Here is a 22,331-nt window from a genome sequence, read left to right as displayed (position 1 = left end):
CTCAAAGGAAATCTACGTGGCTGGTAGTAAGTATGCTTAGCTTAGTAAACCAAAACTCGGTTATTCTGTCGGTCAGCGATATACAGTTGGCCACTTTGGTTGAAAAACAATCCTGTAGGACTGGATAAACTTTTCGGTCCAACGATGGGTCCACCGCAAACCCCATCATTGTTTGGTGCTCCACAATTCAAATTGTTAAACTGACCAAACACGGCCACTGCAGCAATCCCTGCTGTTTGTGTTGTCCTTGGATACATGACCACACGATTGTTTGTAGTATCTGCTACAAACAATTTATCACTTTGATCCAGTGCTACCCTAGTGGGCCCGGTAAGAGTCGTTGGGCTAGCCGCACCACCGCCACTGGTATCAAAATCAGATTGTCCGTAAACTCGAGTTGCCGTAGTTGAGCCTGAGGGAAAATAAAGAACACGACTGTTGCCTGAGTCTGCAACGTACAATCCTCCCTCTGAATCTAAACTCATCCCGTAAGGACTACTCATTTTGATGTTAGAAACACTTGGAGTATTTGATGTAAAATTAGATTGCCCATACAAACGACTTGGTTTCGTTGAACCATGAGGAAAAAAAAGGATTCTGTGATTCGCTGATTCCGAAACATAAATACCTTCGGAATTTTGGGCCACACCAAGGGGAGTGTTCATAGTTGATTCACTCACGGGGCCCGATATTGCTGTGACAAATCCTGCTTGTCCATAGACATTTGTCGCAGTGAAAGATTCTTTGGGATAGAATAAAACGCGGTGGTTTGCCGTATCAACTCCATAGAGATTTTCATTTGAATCCAAAGCCAATCCGCGGATAGAGTTTAAAGAATTTGCATTAACAGTAGCAACAGAACATGAACCTGCTGAAAGGACGTTTGCAGTGTCACAAGCAAAAACTCCGAATTGTCCATACACTTTTGTAGAAGAAATTGTATTTGGTGGGTAATATTGAATTCGGTTGACACCTGAAACATAAACTCCTCCGGAAGAATCGGCTACGACTCCATAAGGTGAACTTAAGTTTTGATTGGTTACGGGCCCACCTGGCGCACAGGCACCATCATTGTAATTATTTGCACAATGATAAAATCCATATTGTCCATACACCATCGTTGCACTTGTATCCACCACTTGTAGAGTGATCGTCACAATTCCAAAACCAGGGCTACTTTTGGTGATGGTGAGATTGGTGGCTGGTGTGATGGCAGTGGCTGTTCCTCTGATTTCTCCCGTGGCTCCATCAAAGGATAAACCTGCTGGCAACACTCCTTGGATCGAATAACTAGAGTTCTTTGGATGGCGGGGAATGATGGAAACAGGAAAGTTTAGATAGAGTCTGTAATTTGAGTATTTGTAACCAAACGGGGGAATGTTCACGAGATTGTAACCGCAGTGATAGGATTCTGCCGTGGTAACCGCTTGGAAGATTAAGTTGGAAAAAAAGGAATCGGACTTAACGTCACATTGGTTGTTTAGAGATTCTGGTTTGCAGTTGTATGTGAAGAAAGTAAGGAATAGTAATAATAAAGCTGGCGTTTGGAATCGATTTTTCATTTGGGAAAGTTTCTCAAGTAAGAGGGCAACCAAAATTATATTTTTTTAGGAGTGCTTTGCTATTTCGAGATTTAAAAACAATCTATCAACTAAAAATAGGAAATGGTTTTGATAAAATCCTTTTTTCCTTTTTGTCAGAATGGGTCGTATCTTAAATAACTGCGGTATAGGTTTCAACATTCATCGAATCCGCCTCTAACATATCTTAAAATTCTGACTCTGCATCATCGCTGATAAATTTTCCCAAACCGTTAAAAACGTTTTTTCGTCCATTTTAGAACGTTCCGAACGGTAAATTTTGAGATTTCTTAAATTTCTCTTAATTTTAGTTGCCCACTAATAGTGAATGAACATTTTCATTATGGGATTTTAGCCGATGTCGCTTGGGATCAAATAACACGGTTGAATTTAAATGATTTCTTTGCTAATTGGAAATAAATTAATTCGTCTTTCTTGTTTGGGTAATATGATTGGAGTTAGGTGCTGTATTTTAAAATTTACAGACAAACCAAATGCAATGATTCGAGGAAATAATTTCCTCAAAAAATATCAATTTAGAACATTCGGATTAGTTAAATAAGGAAAATTTTATATGAAAAAGTTTATTTGGATATTATTTACAGCATTCTATTTCTGGAACTGTCTTGCATTTTTAGATTTCAATCGAAGTAAAAATGAATTTTCTAAGGATTCTTTACTCGTTCTTTTAGGTTCCAATGATGTGGGTGTTCCTGCTGGTGGTGGAACCGCAGATCCATCGGGAACACGCATCCAGTCGAGTGATGAACTTTTTACCATCTTAATCCCAGAAGGTGCGATGGATGAAACAGTAGAATTTAAGATCACAAAATACAATTCTACACAAGCACCTCTTCCTTCTGGTTATGTGCCCACAAGTTCCATTTATCAAATAACACCATCATACAAATTCAAAAAAGAAGTGGTAGTGACTATCGCTCTGGACCGTGCCAAAGCGCAATCGATGAATTTAAACTTTGGGAAAAGTCGAGGATTTCATGTATCCAACACGAATTCAGAAACAGATGGACTCAGAATGCCAGGTTGGGCTGGTGTGAATACAACCCTTGATTCGGAAAATATTATTTTCCATACGAAGACCTTTTCGATGTTTGGTGGGGGAACACCACCGCCAGGAAATTTACCCCCCGTCATCAATGGTGCCTATTATTATTTAAAACCGGGAACCCTACATATACCATACCAACTCAGAGCCGATGTGTTGGAACCAGATGGTGACCCGATGAATGTTTATTTGGTCGTGGGACCAGCCGGTGGACCGACAAATTACTTCTCAATGCAAAGAGAAGGAACAACCAATTGGTACGAATCCAACATCCCTTACGAAGCGATGAGTCCTGGCGGAATCCTAATTCAAGTTATTGCCGTGGATGTCCACGGTCAAAAAACCGCAAGACCATCTACAGGAACTTTTTTATATCCCGCTGATTCTGGGAATCCCACATACATAAGCCAATACAATCCGGATCGTGATGGGGACGGATTCAATGATGTTTGGGAAGTTGATACCGGATTCAATCCAAACAATGCAGGTAGTCCACCAGGGGGAACACCATACCCACCGGGTTTACCCGTTGCCATCGACAACTTAGAAATTTTACCAACGCAAGCTTGGGTGCAAGTGAATGAACCAATCACATTTTCTGCCAGAGGATTCCTTGCTGGAGTTCAAAAATTTGTCCAAGTCAATTTTCATACAACGGGTATTGGACTTGGTGGTTCTCCTATTGGCAATTTAAACTCATCTACCTTTACGGCGACAACACCTGGTGTAGCTGGGGTTTTCGCCACCTATCAAAGCTTAGAAGTATCCGCCTCTGTTCATGTGGCAGATACCATTGCTCCATCGAATATCACCGATTTGGTGGCAACACCCATGTCTGTTTCTAGAATTCAGTTGCGATGGACAGCACCCGGAAGTGTCGGTGTTTTAGGACAAGCATCTGCCTACGAAATCAGAAGGTCCAGCTCCCCCATTACCAATAATCTTCAGTGTGATGCAGCAACTGGTATCGCTCACACAATGATCCCGAAAAGTTCCGGTTTATTAGAAATCAAAGAGATTGATGGACATCTTCCGCAATCAACCTACTACTTCTGTGTTCGTGCCATTGATTCTTCTGGACTTCGGAATTCCTGGAGTGGAACCGTATCGGCGACTACCTATGCTCCGACAGATCTAGTTCCTCCGGCTGACATTACCACCGCTTCCGCCACTGTTGAGTCCTACCATCAAATCAAACTTAGTTGGACTGCAGTGGGAGACAATGGAAACACAGGATCCGCATCTTCTTATGAGATCAGAAGACGTTCCACTCCCATAGTATCAGATGACGACTGTTCTGCGGGGATTTTTGTTTCGAATAGTGTTGTCGCATCCACTACAGGCACTCCTTTAGAATTCACAGTCAGTGGGCTATCCTCGGGAACCGTGCATTATTTCTGTATCCGCGCTTTTGACCAGGGTGGGAATCGAAGTCTTTGGAGTGGAGTTCTCCAAGCAACAACACCTTTTGCCAACCAATCACCTGTGATTCAGTTGGCATCTAATCTTACCATTGATCTAGGCACAGAAGCCACTCTAGATGCTTCACTATCATCCGACCCTGACGCTTCATTTTGTGGGGCTCAAACAAATTTATATGAGTATAATTGGCGAGTGATTTCTAAACCTCCTCTATCCAACTTAGCCACTGGGGATATCCAAAGCAGAACGACTAAGCTTGCAAAAGTTTTACCTGATAAGAATGGCGAGTATGTCTTTGAATTTTCCTTTAAGGACAATGCGGGTAGTTGTGCGGGAGGGAATCGAACTTCTGTTTCTTTGGTCACTGTGCAAGTGAATTTGGTTCCGATAGATGCTCCTGCTTATGTGGAAGCCCAAGCAGGAGGAACGAGTGCGTTTGTGCAGTGGTGGCCGGTAACTGGTGCGACATCGTACACAGTGTACTATAGCCCAAGTCCTGGTGTGAGTACTGCATCCGCAAGCTTTGGTCCAGTGACCAATCCTTATGCGACCATTACTGGTTTAACGAGCGGGACATTATACTATTTTAGAGTAGTGGCAAATAATAGCGGAGGGTATAGTCTCGTTTCCGCAATGGAGCCAAGAGCATTTACAACGTCGACGCCACCAGGAATGAGTGTGGCAGGGACTCATGTAGATATTTCTGCAGGGCAAGGACTTAATTCCGGTTATCTCGCTAGCGTAGCTTTAGATCATGCCAGCGGTAAGTTGTTAGTTGTGACTCGTAATGGAGGTACTTTATTCGAAGGCAAACCTTCCCTTTTTCGGTGCAATCTGGACGGAACTAGTTGCACCCATACGGATATATCTGCTGGACAAGGACCTGGATCTTCGGGTAGTCACTCTAGTATCGAAGTTGATCACGTCAACGGAAAGTTGTTAGTTGTAACTTCAAACTATAACAATAGTTCCAAACCAAGTCTATTTCGCTGTAATTTGGATGGAACAAGTTGCACCCATACAGATATATCAGTGGGCCAAGGAGCTAATTCATGTTATCAACCTAAAATCGTTTTAGATCATACGAATGGCAAACTATTGGTTGTAACTCATAATGGAGCTAATAACTATAAACCAAGTCTATTTCGTTGTAATTTGGATGGAACAAGCTGCACGCATACAGATATATCTGCAGGACAAGGAGGTAGTTCCGGTGGTCAACCTAGTGTCGTTTTAGATCACGTCAACGGAAAGTTGTTAGTTGTTACTACTAACTCTGCCAATAATGCTAAACCAAGTCTATTTCGTTGTAATTTGGATGGAACAAGTTGTACGCATACAGATATATCGGCAGGACAAGGGACTAGTTCCGGTGGTCAACCTAGTGTCGTTTTAGATCGCGTCAATGCAAAGTTATTGGTTGTCACTGCAAATTATGGCAATAGTTCCAAACCAAGTCTATTTCGTTGTAATCTGGATGGAACAAGCTGCACGCATACAGATATATCAGCGGGCCAAGGGAGTGAATCTGGTGTGATTCCTAGTGCAGCTTTAGATCAGATTAATGGAAAGCTGTTGGTTGCCACACAGTCTAATGGAACTTATAATTCCAAACCAAGTCTATTTCGTTGTAATTTAGATGGATCAAGTTGCACGTATACGGACATATCAGCGGGCCAAGGGAATAATTCAGGCCTCTTTCCTAGCGCTATCTTAGTTCCCATAAGCGGAAAGTTGTTGGTTGTTACTAATAATGTATCTAATAATGCCAAGCCCTCCCTCTTTATCTGGTAACCAATCCCACGCCAGGGGATCCGAAGGGCCACGGTCTCACCCATAGGGTGAGACGGGAGCGAGAGCGCACCCCGGAGTGAGCCCGGTCGGGTTTGGATCAATCTACAATCACCTAACCAATTCGAGGCGCCAAAAGTTTGAAGCTAATACACCACTACCCGGTGGTTTCCAGAATCTGCTATGTACATCCTTCCCTGTTTATCAAAATGAACGTAAGTCGGACTATTTAAGTTTTGGCTATTCACTGAGCCAAGACCACAACTTCCATTATTATTTTCATTACCGCAGCCAAAGCTTCCAAACTGGCCAACAACTGCTGAGGCAGTCATTCCAGTAGCAAGATTGGTTCGGGGGTAGACAAGAACACGATGGTTATTTAAATCTGCCACGAATAAATTTTCACTTTGGTCTAAAGCAATACCAAAAGGCTGATTTAAACCATTGCTCGATGTGTTGCCTACGGCTGTGGTAAAGTTAGGTTGACCATAAACTCTTATAGCAGCTGTTGATCCTTTAGGATAATACACCACCCGGTTATTGATTGTGTCTGCAATGTAGATCCCTCCGACTGAATCAACAACAACTCCTTGGTTGTTAGCAAGGCTACTTGCAGAAAGCGGTGCGGTGACAGCGCTACTAAAATTCGCCTGGCCATAAACTTCAGTAGGCAGGATTGCATCTTTGGGAAAGTAAAGAACTCGGTTGTAACCAGTGTCGGACACATAGAATCCACCACTTGGATCTTGGCTCATATGGGTAGGGATACTTAATGATGAAGCAGATACGGCTGCTCCTCCAGATGTACTAAAGTTCGGTACGCCAATGGCACGAAACGGAATTGTATTCCCATTTGGATAAGCTAATATGCGATGGTTGGTTCCTGTGTCGGTCACAAAAAGATTGTTCGATGCATCTAAAAAGAAGGCTCGTGGGTCAACCAGTGTAGATGCCGCAATGCTTAATGTCATACAACTTAGATTTGGATTTGCGTTCGCGATATCGCAAGTGAATTGCCCATGTTGTCCATATACTCGCGTAGCTGTTGTTTGACCGGGTGGATAGTATAATACGCGATTGCCACTCGCAATATAAACTCCACCAGAGTTGTCGGTGATCACAGCATTTGGTCCCGATAAGTTATAGGCAGTGACAGGTCCTCCACTACCGCAACTTCCATTTATGTAAGGATCACCACAGGTTAAATCTCCCAACTGCCCATACACGTTAGTCGCTACCAAATCCCGCACTTCTATCGTGATCTGACTCTGCACCACACCTTTGCGATAGACAGTATAACTTTGCCTACTGATGGGAGTTGTTGGCATTCCCGAAAGAGCACCTGTATTTGGATCCACATACAATCCTTCGGGAAGATTGGGGCGAACCGTCACATCTGTTTTGGAACCTAATTTCGGTAATACGGAGATAGGAATGGATTTATAAAAAGTAAAATCGGTGAACCGGTATAATTCACCAGTATTGACCACTTGTAATTGGCAAAAACCACCTTCGATACTTGCGGAAACAATCAGTTGTGGAAAGAAGTCTTTCGATTCGCTATCACAAGGATTGGATAAAGGTAATTTTTGGCAGTTTGCGGAAAAACATAGAATCAAAGAAAACAAAATCAAACGAAGATTCATCTATATAAGAAAAGGATTTAGGAAGAAGGATCCTGGCAATTTGTTTTTAATTAGGTGCCCTTGAAAATAAATTTCATCCCGTTAATGATGAGAAATCAATTGTTTTGTAGCGAATTTTATTTAATTCGCATCAGTTGTACTGATGAGATTGTAACGAGTTCTATTTTAATAAAAAGTTTACTCGGTTCCTTCTAGTTTTGCCACATAAGGCAAGTTACGATACCGACCTTTGTAATCCAAACCATAACCAACAAGAAATTCATCTTCGATAATGAAACCAGGATAATGAACAGGAATGTGAGGATTTGCTTTGTTTTGTTTCCAAAACAGTGCTGCCACTCTCAAGTCTTTGGGATTGTGTTTTCCCACTTCTTCCAAAAGGTATTCTAATGTTTTTCCTGTATCCACAATGTCTTCCACAAGGAGAACGGATTTGTTTTGAACCGACTTTTTTAGTTCTTTGGTGATTTTTAAATTTCCAGAAGTGGTTGTGTCTTCATAAGAAGAGGCGGCCATAAAGTCCACTTCGTGGGGGATGGCAATGCTACGACAAAGATCGGCTGTGAAGATAAAACCACCATTCAAGATCCCAATCACAACTAGGTCTTTGCTAAGGAAATCGCGAGAGATCTCACGTGCCAGTTCTTCTACGCGTTGATGGATTCTTTCTTCTGAATATAAAGGTTTCATTCTTTGCCTATTTGCCCAGGGATCCAGAATACTGCCAATTGGCAATTGCCCCAGCTAAGATCTTTCCACGATTCTTCGGAAAAACTCAAGCCGAGAAATGAGGCCGTGGGAAATTTCTGAAATTTTGTGGGAGAGGTTTCCCCAAAAAGTAAGGCGGATCCGAGTTCTTCCAACCCAGGATTGTGGCCCACAAGGCAGACAGAGCGAACACTGGGAGAGAGACCATGTAATAAAAAGAGGAGGTCTTCTTTGTCGCCCCCGTAGCTGGCTTCCCGTACGTCTGTTTTTGGCAAACGAAGGTTTTCTTTGCCAAGTGCGGCGTTGGTTTTTTGCGCCCGCTCGGCTGGGGAAACAAAACATTGGAAAAATTCAACACGACTTTCTTTTAAGTATTCCCGTAAGGCTTTGGATTGTTCTTTCCCACGCCGGGAAAGGGACCGTTCCAAATCAGAATCATAAGGTTCATCCCATTCTGATTTGGCATGGCGAAGTAAATAGATTTGTTTCATACTTCTAGCATAGTCGAAACAAACGAATAGGAAATCACGAAACTGCTATTTTTGTATTTCTTTTTCGTACTTGGAAATGAGTTCGTTGTTGTTCTTACAAGAAAATTTGGTACGCATTTGGTTGAGATGGTATTCCACAGTTTTTCTCGATTTTTGGATTCGGTCCGCCACTTCGTTTTGAGACAAACCCTGTACAAGTAAGTTCAAAATTTCCATTTGGAATGCAGAGAAGGGAAGTTGTACTTTACTCACTCCGTCGGAAACAAAGGATCCACCTTTCATCACAAGTTCAATGACTTCGGGAAGTTTGGAGATAGGATCTGACTTTAACATATATCCATCGGCTTTGGCTTTGAGAGCATCTTCTACATAAACCCGGCTTCCATGTAAGGAAAAGATAATGACTTTTGTGGGTTGGTGTTTTTCTTTAATTTCACGCAAAACATCGATGCCATTTCGATCCGGTAAGTCGATGTCCAAAACCAAAAGGTTAACTGGACTTGATTCTAAAAAATGAAACAAATCGGCAGCAGTTCGAAATTCTCCGGCAAGAGAAAAGAAAGGATTGGATTTTAGGATAGATATGATTCCTTCTGTGACAACGGAATGGTCTTCTAAGATGGCAATTTTAACGGATTCCACAGCCTCATGATTCTCAGCGCATTCTTCTCATCCATCCAAAAATCTTTCTGGGACTTACTTATTTTTTGTAGTTATCCCTTAATTTTGATCTTCATCCTTTTGGGCACCACCTCCTGCCGGTTTGACGCCTACCCAACCTTACTGGCAAAAGATGGTGTTTTAGATGCAAGGTCCGCTGATCTTTCAGGGGAAACCATAAACTTCACTGGGAAATGGGAATTTTATTGGAATGAGTTTTTGGATCCAAAACTGGAATCTCCCGAAAACAAATCTTATCTAAAAGTGGGAGTTCCTTGGTTCTCTCAAGAAAATGAAGATGGAGAAGTATACCCCAGTTTTGGATTTGCAACATACCGCCTAACAGTTATTTTGCCAGATCCTCCTGTGGAGAATCAAAATTTAGCTCTTTTGGTTCCTGTACTTCATAGCGCTTATAAAATGTATGTGAATGGTGAGTTGGTTGCTGAAAATGGAACCATCTCAAAAACAGAAAAGAACTACAAACCTTCTTTTCATATAAAAATTATCCCACTCAAAACTCTTTCTCAAAAATTAGATTTGGTCATTCATATATCCAACTTTTCACATAAGTATGCCGGCATTCATGGGATCATTCGCTTTGGAAAAATACAAAACATCATCAATATCTGGAACGTAAATTTTACAGTTTCTTGGATACTGATGGTTTTTATGTTACTTCTTTCCATCTATCATGCATTAGTTTATTTTATCAATCGCTCAGAACGAAATGCACTGCGAATGGCATTTGTTTATTTGGGAATTCTCATTCTAACTTCTACTCTCATCGAAACAAGAATTCTATTTAATCTTTTTTCGGATGATTATTGTGTTACCTTATTTCGGTTTTCTCGGATCGGATTTGTTTTGGTTATGTACTTTGGAGCTTACATTCTTCTGAATATGACTCAACTGCGTTTTTTCAAGCGGATGTTGATATTTTTAAAACTTTATGCCCTCACGTTTCTTCTTGTGGCAATGTTCACTCCCGTATCTCATCTTGCCGAAATTTCTTTTTATTTTGAATTTCTTTCAGCAACCTTTGTAATTCTGGGTCTTTTTTCCGTTTCTCTCGCCTTGTACTTTCAAAGAAAAGAAAGCCGGTTGTATTTCTTCAGTTTGCTTTTGGCAATTATTGGTGGGTTCATTGATTTATTTTTGATCTCCCATCCCAGTTTTGGATATAGACCTTTGGGACTTGTCTCTTTGTATTTGTTTATTTTACCACAAACCATCGGCGTTACCTTTGGACTTGTTCGTGTTTATAAACGTTCCGAATCCTTATCTAAAGAATTATACAAAAGAAAAGAAGCTCTAGAAAAAAAAGTCAAAGCCCGTACTTTGGAATTGGAAAAAGCCAATCGTTGGAAGGCAAACTTTGTCTCTCTCATTTCGCATGACTTACGTTCGCCGCTAAACAGCGTAAATCAAATTTTAGATGTAATCGACTTTAGTTTTAATGAATCCACAGAAGTGGAAAAAAAGAAATTTTTGGAAATTTGTAAAACAGGTGTGACCCAGTCTCTTCGGATGTTGGAACAACTTTTGGATGTCAGTCGGTTTGATGCCTTTGGAACCAAACTCATCCAAACACGATTTTCCGTGAATGATCTTTTGAATGAAATCATTGAGTCAGTGGAACCGCTCGCCACTCTCAAAGGAATCCGCATCCAAAAAGACACTCCCATCCAAGCCGAAATCATCGCCGACAGAACTTTGATTGGAGAAGTTTTTAAAAATATCCTCACCAATTCCATCAAATATTCCTATCTCAATTCGGAAGTTTGGATTGGCGTTTCTTACAAAGGGAAATGGTTATCAGTGGAGATTCGGGACCGAGGACTCGGAATGAGCGAAGAACAAATCCACAAACTCACCGGGGAAGAGAATATCAAAAGTATGCCGGGAACTGCTGGGGAACGCGGAACAGGACTTGGTTTACAACTCTGTATGAATATCCTCGAAGCCCATTTTGGAAAACTACGAATCAAATCTGTACTCGGCGTTGGATCTTCCTTTGAAATCTCTCTATCGAAAAGTACAAAGTCTGTACTCCTTGTGGATGACTCCGGAAACTTTAGATCAGATTTAGCGGAAGTTATGCGAAGAAATCAGTGGATCGTGATTGAAGCAGGAAATGGGGAAGAAGCTTTGTCTCACTTATCCCGAATCACACCTACCCTTGTCATTACCGATTTACAAATGCCGGGAATGAATGGAATCTCACTCATTCATGAATGGGAAGGTCGCCGCCACCAAAACCAAAAGATCCCCATCATTTTAATTAGTTCGGATGCCCCTCTTTCTGGTGGAGATAAATTTTTAGAAGAAGAGGGGCTGGAAACTATTGTCTCGGCTTACCTTTCCAAGATGTACAAGGCAGAGGACCTCTGCCAACAAATCGAATTTATTTTACCCTAACACTCGTTCCATATGGTTTCTGATGTGGAGGCTATGGGCTACATCATATTCTCCTTTAGTGAGTTCTCCATAAGCAAAATGAGGTCTTAAACTAGATTCTTTGGCTTTGGAAAAATCATCAATGGCTTGGATGAGTCTTTTGATCCCCGCTTTGATTTCCGTAGTATTGGCGATGTCTTCGGCACCAGGAATGGGTTCTTCCAATCCATGATTCATTTTGTTTTTAAAAGCAAAAATAGAAAAGGCAACCTTACCTACAGATCCTCGAAAGATAGAGGATTTCATTTCTGGATATCCTTTTAACGAATATTCGATACTTTGCGCGCAGTGGGCAAACACCTTGCCGGGGCTCCAGGTACCGGAAAGTTTAAATTCCTCAGGATCTGCTTGTAACTTAACGAGGAGTTCACGAAGGTCGGAGAGATCCTCTGCATCTTCCCAAGGGGATTCGCTAGATGTTTCCGATTTTGTTTCTTCTTTGGCTGGTCCTTCCGCACGCAGTGGCAAATGGAGAAGGCTATAAGATAAAGCTGTTTTTTGTAAAAACTCTTTTCGTTTCATGTAATTTTCCTTATCGCTAATTGGTTATTTTTTGGAACGAAGTTTTAAATTTAAGAATTCAACAATCACAGAAAAACACATCGCAAAGTAAATGTAACCTTTAGGAATGTGTAATTCCAAACCTTCTCCGAGAAGGGCCACACCAATCAAAATCAAAAAACTTAAGGCTAAGATTTTGATTGTGGGGTGTTGGTCTACGAAATCGGAAATACTTCCACTCGATAACAACATAAAACCTACAGACAAAACCACAGCGGTAATCATCACACCTAACTGGTCTGTCATTCCCACAGCAGTGATGACGGAATCCAAAGAGAACACAATGTCCAAAATCATAATTTGGATGATGACTTTGGTAAAAGAAATTCGTTTTCCCGATCCTTCTTCTAACTCTGGTTCTCCTTCTAATTTGTGATGGATTTCTGTGGTGGACTTAGCAATGAGAAAGAGTCCTCCCAAAATCAGAATGATGTCACGACCACTGATGGCATGGTTGATAATGGTAAAAACCGGAGCCGTGAGTTTCATGATGAGAGAAAGAGAAAAGAGTAAAAGGATTCTTGTCACCATGGCGAGCATAAGTCCGATTTGGCGGGCAGACTTTTGTTTTGTTTTTGGCAAACGAGAGGAGAGGATGGAGATAAAGATGATATTGTCAATGCCTAGGACAATTTCCAAAGCAGTCAAAGTCAAAAGCGCAAGCCATACCGATGGGTCGGAAAGAATTTCTATCATAACGTATCCTAAAGTTCTAAAAATGAAAAATGAATCAATCCAAATCCCGGGTCCCTTTTTGTAAGCGGGACTACCGCCTATAAAAAAACCAACCCTCACATTCTTTGACTAACCGTGTTCCCTTCCAAAGATCCAAATATTCTTTGGTCTCGGTGATTCCCCATGAAAAGCTTGTGAATGGTTTGTCACCAAGGCCCTTGTCCCAAGTTCGATTGGAAATCCAAGGGTAATAGATCCCTTCTTTTGTGAAAGGAACGAGGGTCCAATTTTTGTCCGAAAACGCATAAGTGTATTTGATCGGCCAATAGGTGGCGGCCCCAGGAACCTTCGGATCAAATTCGGAAAGGCATTCTAACCTGTGTGCCCTTTTTGCCTCACCCTCTTGGATCGACTTGGCGAGAAGGGGATACTTCTCATTATAAAAGAAAACGAGCCCGAGAAACAAAACTAAGGTGGCGACCGATCGAACGAGTGGCAACATCGAAACCAACCGAAAGATAAGAAAGAAAATACAAAACGGCAAAAAGAACAAATAGCGAAAGTTAGGTTCTATTTGAAAGATAAATAAGGCAATCACCGAAAGAAAGGGAGAGAGAAGGAAAACCAAATCTAAAAACTGTTTTTTCAATTCAAGACGTAGGAATAAAAACAAAATGTAGATGATACAAAGAACCAAATACCAATAAAACCAATCGGCAAATATCGGATGTTTGGTGATGGATTCGATCACACCATGGATCCAAGAATTCGGATCTTTAGAAATCAAATCCCTTGCCACACGGATTCGGTCCATGGTCGGAAGTTCTTTCGAGGTAAAAATTCCAATCCCCAAAGATTGAATTCCCTTTTGCCAAATCTTCCCCAAACCAAATCCAAGAACCACCAAACCAATAGGGTAGATCGATTGTTTTCGCAAACGAACGATCGCATACACCAGAAGAAAAGGGGCAATGTTGACAAAATACCAATATTCCGAGACCCAAACCAGGGAGATCATGATTAGGAATCGTAATCCTTGGGTTCGATTTTTAGAATCCCAGCGATGGATTTCGTACATTGTGTAGGCCGCAAACAGAAAGGTCATGGCATGGAAGGCCGGCAGAAAAAACTGACCGAGGCTATTCGGCATCACTCCGGCAATCGCCAAAAATCCCAAAGAAAACAAATAGGCTTTGTTATTTTTCAGACCAAGGGCTTTTGCCAAATAAAAAGGCATCACAAAAGACAAAAATCCAAAGGCCCAGTGGAACCAGTACACAGACTTTAAAACTGGATACAGGAATACCGCGAGGATCATCTCGGGGAAAAGATAAGAGCAAGGGGGGACATTCCATCCGCGAACCCCGGCCCATCCCCCGACCCAAAAATCCCGAGCAAACAAATAGGGATAAAAAATATCACTATGGGTTCCCTCACCCATATGATTTTCATAAATCGCATCGTAAAACAAATGAAAGGTGCCAAAAAGCACCAACAAAATTAAAATCGGTTTTAGGTTACGCCATTTCATCTATATCTACAAAAAATCTATCGATTAGTAACTAGGGCATTTCCTTTCGAAGGTTTTGAACCTTTCTGGAAATTCCAACTCCACTAAGATCCGTTTGTCGGGAATGAAAGGATGAGGAAATTCCAATCGTTTGGCAAAAAGAAGGAGCCCATATTGCGTGTAATCTTTTGCCGAACGAGAATACAAAGTATCCCCCACAACAGGACAACCCATCTTCGCCATATGAACACGGATTTGGTGGGTACGACCGGTTTCCAAACCCAGTTTCATCAAACTAAATTTACGACCGGTTTGTGTTTGGACAATTTTTTCCGTTTTGTAATGAGTGATGGCCATTCGTCCATCTTCTCTGACACACATCTTCACTCGTTCTACGGGATGACGGCCAATCGGTAAGTTCACCGTACCTTCCGCTTCCACAGGAGCTTGGAGCACCCAAGCATAATAAGTTTTATCCACGAGCCGGTCTTGGAAAAGTTTGGAAAGAGCCGCGTGAGCGCGATCCGTTTTAGCAATGATAAGAACTCCCTCAGTGGGTTTGTCTAACCTGTGCACAATTCCTGGACGACGTTCACCGCCTGTGGCTGATAGGTTTTGGAACTGGTGTAACAATCCATTGACGAGAGAAGGTTGGTCATCACCCGGTCCACTGTGGCAAGCAATCCCCGCTTTCTTATGGATAACCATAAATTCGTCTTCGTCATAAAGGACAGGAATGTCCATAGCGATGGGTTCGAGCCGGGAAGGGGGTCTTGCGATCACATTCACGACATACTCTTCACCAAGAGTCACCTTATACCCGTTTTTATGGGCGAGTTGTTCTTTGGTTTTGTTGGTCACAAATCCCGAATCAATCCACTTTTGAACGGTAGAACGGCTGAGATCGTCTCCAGCATTGTCTTTTAGAAAGACATCCAGGCGACTTTGGTCATAATCTTCGGAAACGGTTAGAAATATTTGCATTTTCGGTTGTTATCTAATGAAAAGAACTAAACTATGGAAACATTAAGGTAGGTCAACTGATGAAAAAAGGATTTTTTTTAAGCCTCATCCTCCTCGCAGGTCTTTCGCTTTCATTAACGAATTGTTCGTCTTCTGAAGAAAAAGAAACTCCCAAAGACACAACGTCCACTACGGGAACAACATCCACTGTCTCTTCCAGAGATCTCAATGCAGCTCTTTTGGACGAAATCAATGTAGCACTCAAAGACTACCGCTATCCAGACGGCGTTCGTCGCAGAGGTTTTAGCTACAAACAAGCGGACATCCAAGCAGAAGATTTCAAAACTTGGGCAAAAGACAATGTTTCTTACATCAAAGATGCAATTGCAAAACTTCCTGAAGGTTACGCTCTTGAAGTGACTGGTCACGCAGACGCTTCCGGTCCAGAAGAAGCAGAAGGTGCTAAAAAAGGAAACGGATACTACTCACAAATTCGTTCTGACGCTGTGAAAGATGCTCTTGTAAAACAAGGAATTCCTGCGGACAAATTGGTGACAAAAGCTTCTGGTTCTTCTAAACCAATTTCTGGTTTTGATGAAAAAGACGCGATCAATCGCCGAGTGACTTTCCAAGTAGTTTCTAAATAAGAAAGTTCGCTTTTTAAACTAGAGATTTTTCTCTAAATGAAACCCACCCTTTTGGTGGGTTTTTTTATACCCACTTCCTGTTTTGTAAATACAATTGATTATTGGTTTTTTTAGTGGGGGCGCCTCGGACTGGTTATGCGAATCTCCATTTTTTTCATTACCGACCGCGCTTTCCGCTCCAATCCTTCGTGGGTTTTGATTTAAATCCAAATTCTACTTATTTTTAACGAAGGATTTCCACTGCAATCGCTGGCGCAAGGGATTGGAACCTGGAATCAATTTTTCAATAAATAGGTTCTAAGTTTGATTTTTCTACTGTATCTCTTTGAAAATCTGGTAAACTCACCTACCATGCCAAACACTGTCCTCGAAACCATCCAATACAAGATGATTGGTTATGTGGTTCCCAAAAAAACATACCCAGCAGGTTATCATGTGACTCCAGAACTGGCACTTCCCTTTCTACACATCGCTTCTCAGAAGAACGGTCTGGCTCTGTATCATATGGGAATTTATGCCGATCTCAAACTTTTGAAATGGTTTCAAACGGAGTATCCCAAACATTCTAAAACCAAATTGGATATGGGAAAAAGTTGCATCCGGTTTAAAAAGATAGAAGAGATTCCCTGGAAATTGATTGGGGAGTTAGTTACGAAAATGAGTCCTAAGGATTGGATTTCCCTTTATGAGAAAAATAGGAAGGGATCAAAGTGACTCGGTAAACTGTTTGAAGTTTTGCATATGTTGGAGGGACTGTTTTCGAAACATAGGTTGTAACAATAGGGAAAACCATTTCATCGGTGCTTTCAGTCGAAATTCTTGAACGGAAGTATAACGAGTGAGACTCGGGGACAGAGCCTCAAATTGGTTTTGTACCAAATTCCAAATGCCTCCCACTTCATAAGTCCCAGAAAATTCTTTAGGTAGATTACGAACGGTAATGGTTTCTACCATTTCCATTTTGCGTCCGTTCATATCGAAAGTCAGTTTGGATTTAGCACCGGGTTGTCCTGGGGTTCCTGATATGGGTTCAAAGGATTGTAATCCCACCATCCATCGTTTCAAATTTTCCGGATCATCAAATGTTTGGATCACAAAATTGAGTGGTTTGTTGATATCGATGGAAACGGTGTATTTCATAGTTCGAAAATCTTATCTTTCTTTGGTTTCTAAGTCAAGTAAGGAATTGAAATTCCATTGACCTTAGAATGCATTGAAAACCTAACTTTTGTCCCTTAAAACTTTCCTTAAAAACTCACCATCATCCCCAGATAAATCCCTCGCAGAGTGTCAAAGTGTTCGGATTTTTTGGGGAGGTTTATTTCCCAGGCCCCAGTGATAGAGGGACTTGCAGAACCTAAATTCTCTGTACTGCGACTGAGTTGAATTTCATTATAATGTAAATAAGAGAATTTGGAAACGATCATATTGTAACCGATAAAGAACTTCATATGGGGATGGAAAGAGTAGGAGAGGGAACCATCAAATTCGTATCCACGAAAGATTCCCCCCTGTACCGGCGGTGGATAAAGAATACTGAAACCTATCTTCCGTTAGGTTTGGTTGTTTGAAAAACCGAGTGCCTTGCGTATAAAATACATCCAATGTTAGGTGAAAGGCAATGTCTCCGGTGAGTTGGTAAATACTTTGCAGAGAGGCTTGTGGTCCATAGGTAAAAAAGTATTCTTTAAAAGTTCCTTGCCCTAGATAATTTCCATATAGGTAACGATTGATGTTACGAAGCCCTCCTCCTAAATAAAGATTCCAATCACGAGAGGGGGTGAAAGTTTTGTAGGCATTGAATTCAAACTCCGAACGAGCCATAGGGGAAAGGTAATACCGAGAAATGTTTGGCCCTTGTGCTGTTTGTTGGTAGAGGAGAGTGTTTGCATTGACAATTTCAATTTCAAAGTACGAGAGTTCTAATTTAAAACCCTTCGCTAAATTTTCATAACTGAATACAAAAGGAATGAGAACCTTTCCGTTTTCCTTTAAGGCGGAACTAGAACGAGTGGGAACCAGTGCTTCATTTTTATCAGTGAGAGCGGTGTATTCATAAGGCAGATATTGGTAGGTTTGTCTTTTTAAGAGTAAGCTGAATTTAGCGGATTTATTTTTTTCCTCAGGTTCCGGCGTGACTGTCCCCGTCTCTTCTGCAAATAACAGAGAAGAGAAAGAAAAAAATAAAATGTAAATGAGGCTCTGTTTCATTTTCCTTTGTTATAGACTGATTTTAGAAAAAGGAAAACGAATTTTCCCGTTTGGCTTCCTGCTTTGTCCGTTAGTGTTTCTCAAAGTCCCGGTAAAAATTCATTTACTGGAAAGAGAATTCCCTAAAGATAGAAGGATAGTTTAGAGGTTTCCATGCCAGAATTCTTTTATTCCGATCCCTTCCCACTCGGGGAAGATACAACTCCTTACAAATTGTTAACCAAAGATTTTGTAAGCACTGTCCCATTCGGGGATAAAGAAATTTTAAAAATAGAACCGGAAGGTTTAACCTTTCTTGCACAAAAAGCCATGGAAGACATTGCTTTTTATCTCCGCCCCGGCCACTTAGAAAAAGTTCGTAAGATTTTAGATGATCCGGAAGCCACTCAAAATGATCGATTTGTGGCGATGGCTCTTCTCAAAAATGCTGTCATTGCCGCGGACAAACAACTGCCTTCTTGTCAAGACACAGGAACGGGAATTGTTATGGGAAAAAAGGGAGAGTATGTGATCACCGGTGGGGACGATGCCGAAGCCCTTTCCAAAGGAATTTATAACACATACGTTGAGCGTAACTTACGTTATTCGCAAGTGGTTCCTCTTTCTATGTATGAAGAAACCAACTCCGGTTCCAACTTACCTGCTCAGGTGGATATTTATGCCACACCAGGTCAAAAATATAGTTTTCTATTTATGGCAAAGGGGGGTGGATCAGCCAACAAAACTTACCTTTATCAAGAAACCAAAGCCCTTCTGAATCCCGCATCCCTTGAAAAATTCATTTCAGAAAAAGTAGCAAATCTTGGAACTTCTGCTTGCCCTCCGTACCACATAGCGGTAGTTATTGGTGGTACTTCTGCAGAAGCCAATTTAAAAACAGTCAAACTCGCATCCGCAGGTTATTTGGATCATTTACCAACGAAAGGAACTAAAGAAGGAACTGCCTTCCGTGATATCGAACTCGAAGAGAAGATGTTACTGGCTGCACAAAAATCAGGAATTGGAGCTCAGTTTGGTGGAAAGTATTTAGCTCATGATTTTCGAATCATTCGTTTGCCAAGACATGGCGCTTCTTGCCCTGTCGGACTTGGGGTCAGCTGTAGTGCCGATCGTAATATCAAAGCCAAAATCACCAAAGACGGAATCTACTTAGAACAACTCGAATATGACCCAGCTCGTTTTTTACCTACAGTAGAGGAATCGGATGCGGGTAGTGAAACGGTTCATATCAATTTAAACCAACCCATGAATGAGATTCTTGGGATCTTAAATAAATATCCTGTCAAAACACGTGTTATGTTGTCGGGAAGGTTGGTTGTGGCTCGTGACATTGCTCATGCCAAACTCAAAGAAAAATTAGATAAGGGTGAACCTCTGCCTGATTATTTCAAAAACCATCCTGTGTATTATGCTGGTCCTGCCAAAACTCCAGAAGGAATGCCATCGGGATCGTTTGGTCCAACAACTGCAGGGCGAATGGATAGTTACGTTCCTCTTTTCCAAGAGAAAGGCTACTCCATGATATCTCTTGCTAAAGGGAATCGTTCCAAAGTGGTAACGGACAGTTGTAAGAAGAATGGTGGATTCTATCTTGGCTCCATTGGTGGACCTGCAGCCTTACTTGCTAAAGAAAACATCAAGAAGGTAGAAGTCCTCGACTTTCCTGAGCTCGGTATGGAAGCCATTTGGTCGATTGAAGTGGAAAACTTTCCGGCCTTCATTGTTGTGGACGACAAAGGAAACGATTTTTTCCAGATGCTGAATTAAAAACATTCAATCGAAAATCAAAAAGGCGGAGTGAATACACTTTGGTAAGAGTTGAAAACATTGGTTCCTCCAACTCCCGGTCCAAAAGGAATGATCGCACCTTCCACATCAGAAGCGGAATAAACCGATGCAAAAACTTTTCCACAGACCAGGCATCCAGAAGTCATAATATTGCCTGGTCTAGGTTGGGATGCCAACTTAGTAAAGTTAGTTGAATTTAGCTTCACCAAGTCAGCTTTCGAGCTGGCTCCGTCACCATTTCCATTAAACGCAATTAATTCGGTTTCATTCCTTTTGGCTAAATCATAAGTTTTTCCCACGTCACCTGGTCCAAAAGTAAAACTCGAATAATTAAGAACACCAGTTGCACTTACAAAATAGAATAAACTTGCATAATTCGTTGGGGTCGTTTCAGGGTGGGAGAGCCCAAGAGTTCCGACACCAACATTATAATTATTGCTAAAGACAAGAGAAGAATCAAAAAATGTAACCATTGGGAAAAATGGAGTATCCTCTGGATTTCCACCAATGGCACCAAAATATCGATGCCACTCATAATTTAAATTGGATGCAAGTTTAACGATCAGAGAGTTAGTGCCAGATCCTGTATAGGCGTTCATTCCATTGGCATACAAACTAAAGGTAGCTGTCACAAAACCTTGTAAATAGTAACCACCGTTATTGGGAATGGATACAAATTTTCTCGGTATAAAATTAGTCAAAGGAGTCGGAACTTGATAATATCTTGTTTGGATTGCCTCCCCAGAATAAGACATTTTCAAAAGGAACCAGTCATTATTAGAAGGTGCTGCTGTGAGTATGGTGCCTGGATTAGAAAGCGCGGAATCCGCAATTCCAAAAAGTAGAATACCCGATTGGTCATCTGTTTCCATAAAATCCACAACATATAGATCGGTTGTTGCAGTACTTCCGTTATTTAAGTATGTGAACCATTCCAGGTTTCCATCGGGAGTAAATTTACCTACTATTGTATTTCGATCTGTGTCTGGCGTTCCAACAAATGTTTGTTTGGCGTTTGGTAAGGAAGTTGAGGTGTTGGCAAAAAAATAAATACCCCCATTTTTTGTATGAAGGAGACTCAATGGTCGATCCGATTTACGTCCCAAGTATTTAATCCATTCTTTTCCCCCTTGAGGATTCTTTTTGGAAACAATCAAATTTTGGGAATTACCAACGGTTCCTTGAAAAGATATAATCCCATCAGCCCCGGACAACACTTGGTTGGTCTGACCGATGACATAGGAGTTCGCATCAGAATCCAGAACTGCTTTGAAACCAACTACGGAACCGGAACTGATCTCATCCACAAAGGATACATAGTTAGAAACTCTAGAACATTGATCACAGAATCCTTTCCCTAAAGCGCATAGTACAAGAGCCTGTGATAAATAAGCATCGGAAAAAGGATCACCAGTATTATTGAGGTTAGCTGGTTTGCAGGATAAAAACAAAACTAGAAAAGGAATCAATAATTTCATGACAAATCGACATTATCAGTCCATTTTTCGTCTGTCAATAAATTTCAAATGGTTAAATCTCGGGATTTCCTATTCCAAATTTTTGAGAAAGGAAATGATTTTTTCCTAATAGTTAATTGAAAATTGATTTCATTGAATCAACTGTTTTAGTTGCATCAAATACCAATATAACTGTAATGAAAATGCAGAGTGGGAATTTGAACTTCTTAGAAGGTAATTCAAGATGTGTAAAACGATTCAACAAAAAGTAAAATTCAAGGCTTCTCCAAAGACAATCTACGAGTTTATCGCAGATTCGAAGAAAGTCACTGCCCTCACAGGGGAAACTGCTATGATCAGTAAACACATCGGTGGTAACTTTTCCACCATGTCGGGAAAGGTATCTGGTATCATTGTAGATCTTGCACCTTTGAAACGAATTGTGCAAGCATGGAGAAGAAATGATTTTCCAGAAGGCATTTTTTCCATGGCTACGTTTACATTCAAAGAAACCACGGAAGGTGGGACGGAGTTAATTTTAACACACCGCGGTGTTCCGAAGGCATTGATTCCAGAAGTAGAAGAAGGTTGGCGCCAAAACTATTGGGATCGGATTCGAAATACGATCAAAACTTTGCCAAGTAAACAAAACTGAATGGAGAATGTTCTTGGATGGACAGGTCAACTAACAAGTG

19 protein-coding genes are annotated in these 22,331 nt (G+C 41.2%); 6 read left to right on the top strand and 13 right to left on the bottom strand.

All coding sequences use genetic code 11. The annotated features are described in order from the left end of the window. Positions 1 to 41: 41 nt before the first annotated feature. Positions 42 to 1,562, bottom strand: coding sequence for an NHL repeat-containing protein (locus tag JWG41_RS19140; protein ID WP_205271396.1), 1,521 nt, complete (start codon positions 1,560 to 1,562; stop codon positions 42 to 44). Between the two features lie 592 nt (positions 1,563 to 2,154). Between JWG41_RS19140 and JWG41_RS19135 the strand changes: the two genes are divergently transcribed. Beyond that, on the top strand, positions 2,155 to 5,862 hold the full coding sequence (locus JWG41_RS19135; RefSeq protein ID WP_232374123.1) for a fibronectin type III domain-containing protein: 3,708 nt from the start codon (positions 2,155 to 2,157) through the stop codon (positions 5,860 to 5,862). Positions 5,863 to 6,005: 143 nt separating this feature from the next. Here JWG41_RS19135 and JWG41_RS19130 read toward each other — a convergent pair whose 3' ends face one another. From JWG41_RS19130 to JWG41_RS21270, 4 genes are all read right to left on the bottom strand, one after another. Further along, the gene (locus JWG41_RS19130; protein WP_205271395.1) at positions 6,006 to 7,505 is read right to left on the bottom strand and encodes an NHL repeat-containing protein; all 1,500 of its coding nucleotides are present in this window, start codon (positions 7,503 to 7,505) and stop codon (positions 6,006 to 6,008) included. A 177-nt stretch (positions 7,506 to 7,682) separates the two neighbouring features. Next, complete coding sequence (gene hpt / locus JWG41_RS19125) at positions 7,683 to 8,195, bottom strand: hypoxanthine phosphoribosyltransferase (RefSeq protein ID WP_205271394.1); 513 nt, start codon at positions 8,193 to 8,195, stop codon at positions 7,683 to 7,685. Further along, positions 8,192 to 8,704 carry a SixA phosphatase family protein gene (locus JWG41_RS19120; protein WP_205271393.1) on the bottom strand — a complete coding sequence of 171 codons (513 nt, stop codon included), beginning with the start codon at positions 8,702 to 8,704 and terminating at the stop codon, positions 8,192 to 8,194. Before JWG41_RS19120 ends, hpt begins: the two co-directional genes overlap by 4 nt. A gap of 45 nt (positions 8,705 to 8,749) precedes the next feature. Beyond that, complete coding sequence (locus JWG41_RS21270; RefSeq protein WP_205271392.1) at positions 8,750 to 9,346, bottom strand: response regulator transcription factor; 597 nt, start codon at positions 9,344 to 9,346, stop codon at positions 8,750 to 8,752. Positions 9,347 to 9,352: 6 nt separating this feature from the next. Between JWG41_RS21270 and JWG41_RS19110 the strand changes: the two genes are divergently transcribed. Next, on the top strand, positions 9,353 to 11,785 hold the full coding sequence (locus JWG41_RS19110) for a hybrid sensor histidine kinase/response regulator (protein WP_205271391.1): 2,433 nt from the start codon (positions 9,353 to 9,355) through the stop codon (positions 11,783 to 11,785). Here JWG41_RS19110 and JWG41_RS19105 read toward each other — a convergent pair. The 4 genes from JWG41_RS19105 to JWG41_RS19090 all read right to left on the bottom strand — a co-directional run bounded on the left by JWG41_RS19105 (position 11,777) and on the right by JWG41_RS19090 (position 15,554). After that, complete coding sequence (locus tag JWG41_RS19105; RefSeq protein ID WP_205271390.1) at positions 11,777 to 12,346, bottom strand: DUF1569 domain-containing protein; 570 nt, start codon at positions 12,344 to 12,346, stop codon at positions 11,777 to 11,779. The genes JWG41_RS19110 and JWG41_RS19105 overlap by 9 nt on opposite strands. Before the next feature lie 24 nt (positions 12,347 to 12,370). Next, positions 12,371 to 13,078, bottom strand: a complete 708-nt coding sequence (locus tag JWG41_RS19100) for a TerC family protein (RefSeq protein WP_205271436.1) — start codon at positions 13,076 to 13,078, stop codon at positions 12,371 to 12,373. Positions 13,079 to 13,151: 73 nt separating this feature from the next. Continuing rightward, positions 13,152 to 14,591, bottom strand: a complete 1,440-nt coding sequence (locus tag JWG41_RS19095; protein WP_205271389.1) for a hypothetical protein — start codon at positions 14,589 to 14,591, stop codon at positions 13,152 to 13,154. Between the two features lie 24 nt (positions 14,592 to 14,615). Next, a complete protein-coding gene (locus JWG41_RS19090) occupies positions 14,616 to 15,554 on the bottom strand; it encodes an RluA family pseudouridine synthase (RefSeq protein ID WP_205271388.1) in 939 nt (312 codons plus the stop codon). A 56-nt stretch (positions 15,555 to 15,610) separates the two neighbouring features. Here JWG41_RS19090 and loa22 point away from each other — a divergent pair, with 56 nt between their 5' ends. Both loa22 and JWG41_RS19080 read left to right on the top strand, forming a co-directional pair. After that, positions 15,611 to 16,180, top strand: coding sequence for an OmpA family outer membrane lipoprotein Loa22 (loa22, locus tag JWG41_RS19085; protein WP_205271435.1), 570 nt, complete (start codon positions 15,611 to 15,613; stop codon positions 16,178 to 16,180). A gap of 303 nt (positions 16,181 to 16,483) precedes the next feature. Beyond that, a complete protein-coding gene (locus tag JWG41_RS19080) occupies positions 16,484 to 16,894 on the top strand; it encodes a DUF1801 domain-containing protein (RefSeq protein ID WP_232374121.1) in 411 nt (136 codons plus the stop codon). On the opposite strand, the gene JWG41_RS19075 is transcribed toward JWG41_RS19080, so the two are convergent. The 3 genes from JWG41_RS19075 to JWG41_RS19070 all read right to left on the bottom strand — a co-directional run bounded on the left by JWG41_RS19075 (position 16,886) and on the right by JWG41_RS19070 (position 18,391). After that, the gene (locus JWG41_RS19075; protein WP_205271387.1) at positions 16,886 to 17,320 is read right to left on the bottom strand and encodes an SRPBCC family protein; all 435 of its coding nucleotides are present in this window, start codon (positions 17,318 to 17,320) and stop codon (positions 16,886 to 16,888) included. The genes JWG41_RS19080 and JWG41_RS19075 overlap by 9 nt on opposite strands. A gap of 107 nt (positions 17,321 to 17,427) precedes the next feature. Next, positions 17,428 to 17,607 (bottom strand): hypothetical protein, encoded by a 180-nt coding sequence (locus JWG41_RS21060; RefSeq protein ID WP_232374120.1) that lies wholly within the window; start codon positions 17,605 to 17,607, stop codon positions 17,428 to 17,430. Between the two features lie 55 nt (positions 17,608 to 17,662). Further along, complete coding sequence (locus JWG41_RS19070) at positions 17,663 to 18,391, bottom strand: LA_2444/LA_4059 family outer membrane protein (protein WP_232374119.1); 729 nt, start codon at positions 18,389 to 18,391, stop codon at positions 17,663 to 17,665. A 153-nt stretch (positions 18,392 to 18,544) separates the two neighbouring features. Between JWG41_RS19070 and JWG41_RS19065 the strand changes: the two genes are divergently transcribed. Further along, positions 18,545 to 20,158, top strand: coding sequence for a fumarate hydratase (locus JWG41_RS19065; protein ID WP_205271386.1), 1,614 nt, complete (start codon positions 18,545 to 18,547; stop codon positions 20,156 to 20,158). Between the two features lie 17 nt (positions 20,159 to 20,175). On the opposite strand, the gene JWG41_RS19060 is transcribed toward JWG41_RS19065, so the two are convergent. Continuing rightward, positions 20,176 to 21,657: a hypothetical protein gene (locus tag JWG41_RS19060; protein WP_205271385.1), complete on the bottom strand. Its 1,482-nt coding sequence runs from the start codon at positions 21,655 to 21,657 to the stop codon at positions 20,176 to 20,178. 223 nt (positions 21,658 to 21,880) lie between these two features. Between JWG41_RS19060 and JWG41_RS19055 the strand changes: the two genes are divergently transcribed. Further along, complete coding sequence (locus tag JWG41_RS19055) at positions 21,881 to 22,291, top strand: SRPBCC domain-containing protein (protein ID WP_205271384.1); 411 nt, start codon at positions 21,881 to 21,883, stop codon at positions 22,289 to 22,291. Positions 22,292 to 22,331 lie beyond the last annotated feature (40 nt).

This window comes from Leptospira chreensis, assembly GCF_016919165.1.
Taxonomy (GTDB): Bacteria; Spirochaetota; Leptospiria; order Leptospirales; family Leptospiraceae; genus Leptospira_A; species Leptospira_A chreensis.
Note: the sequence above shows the minus strand (reverse complement) of the source record. Positions and strands in the feature narration are given on the sequence as shown.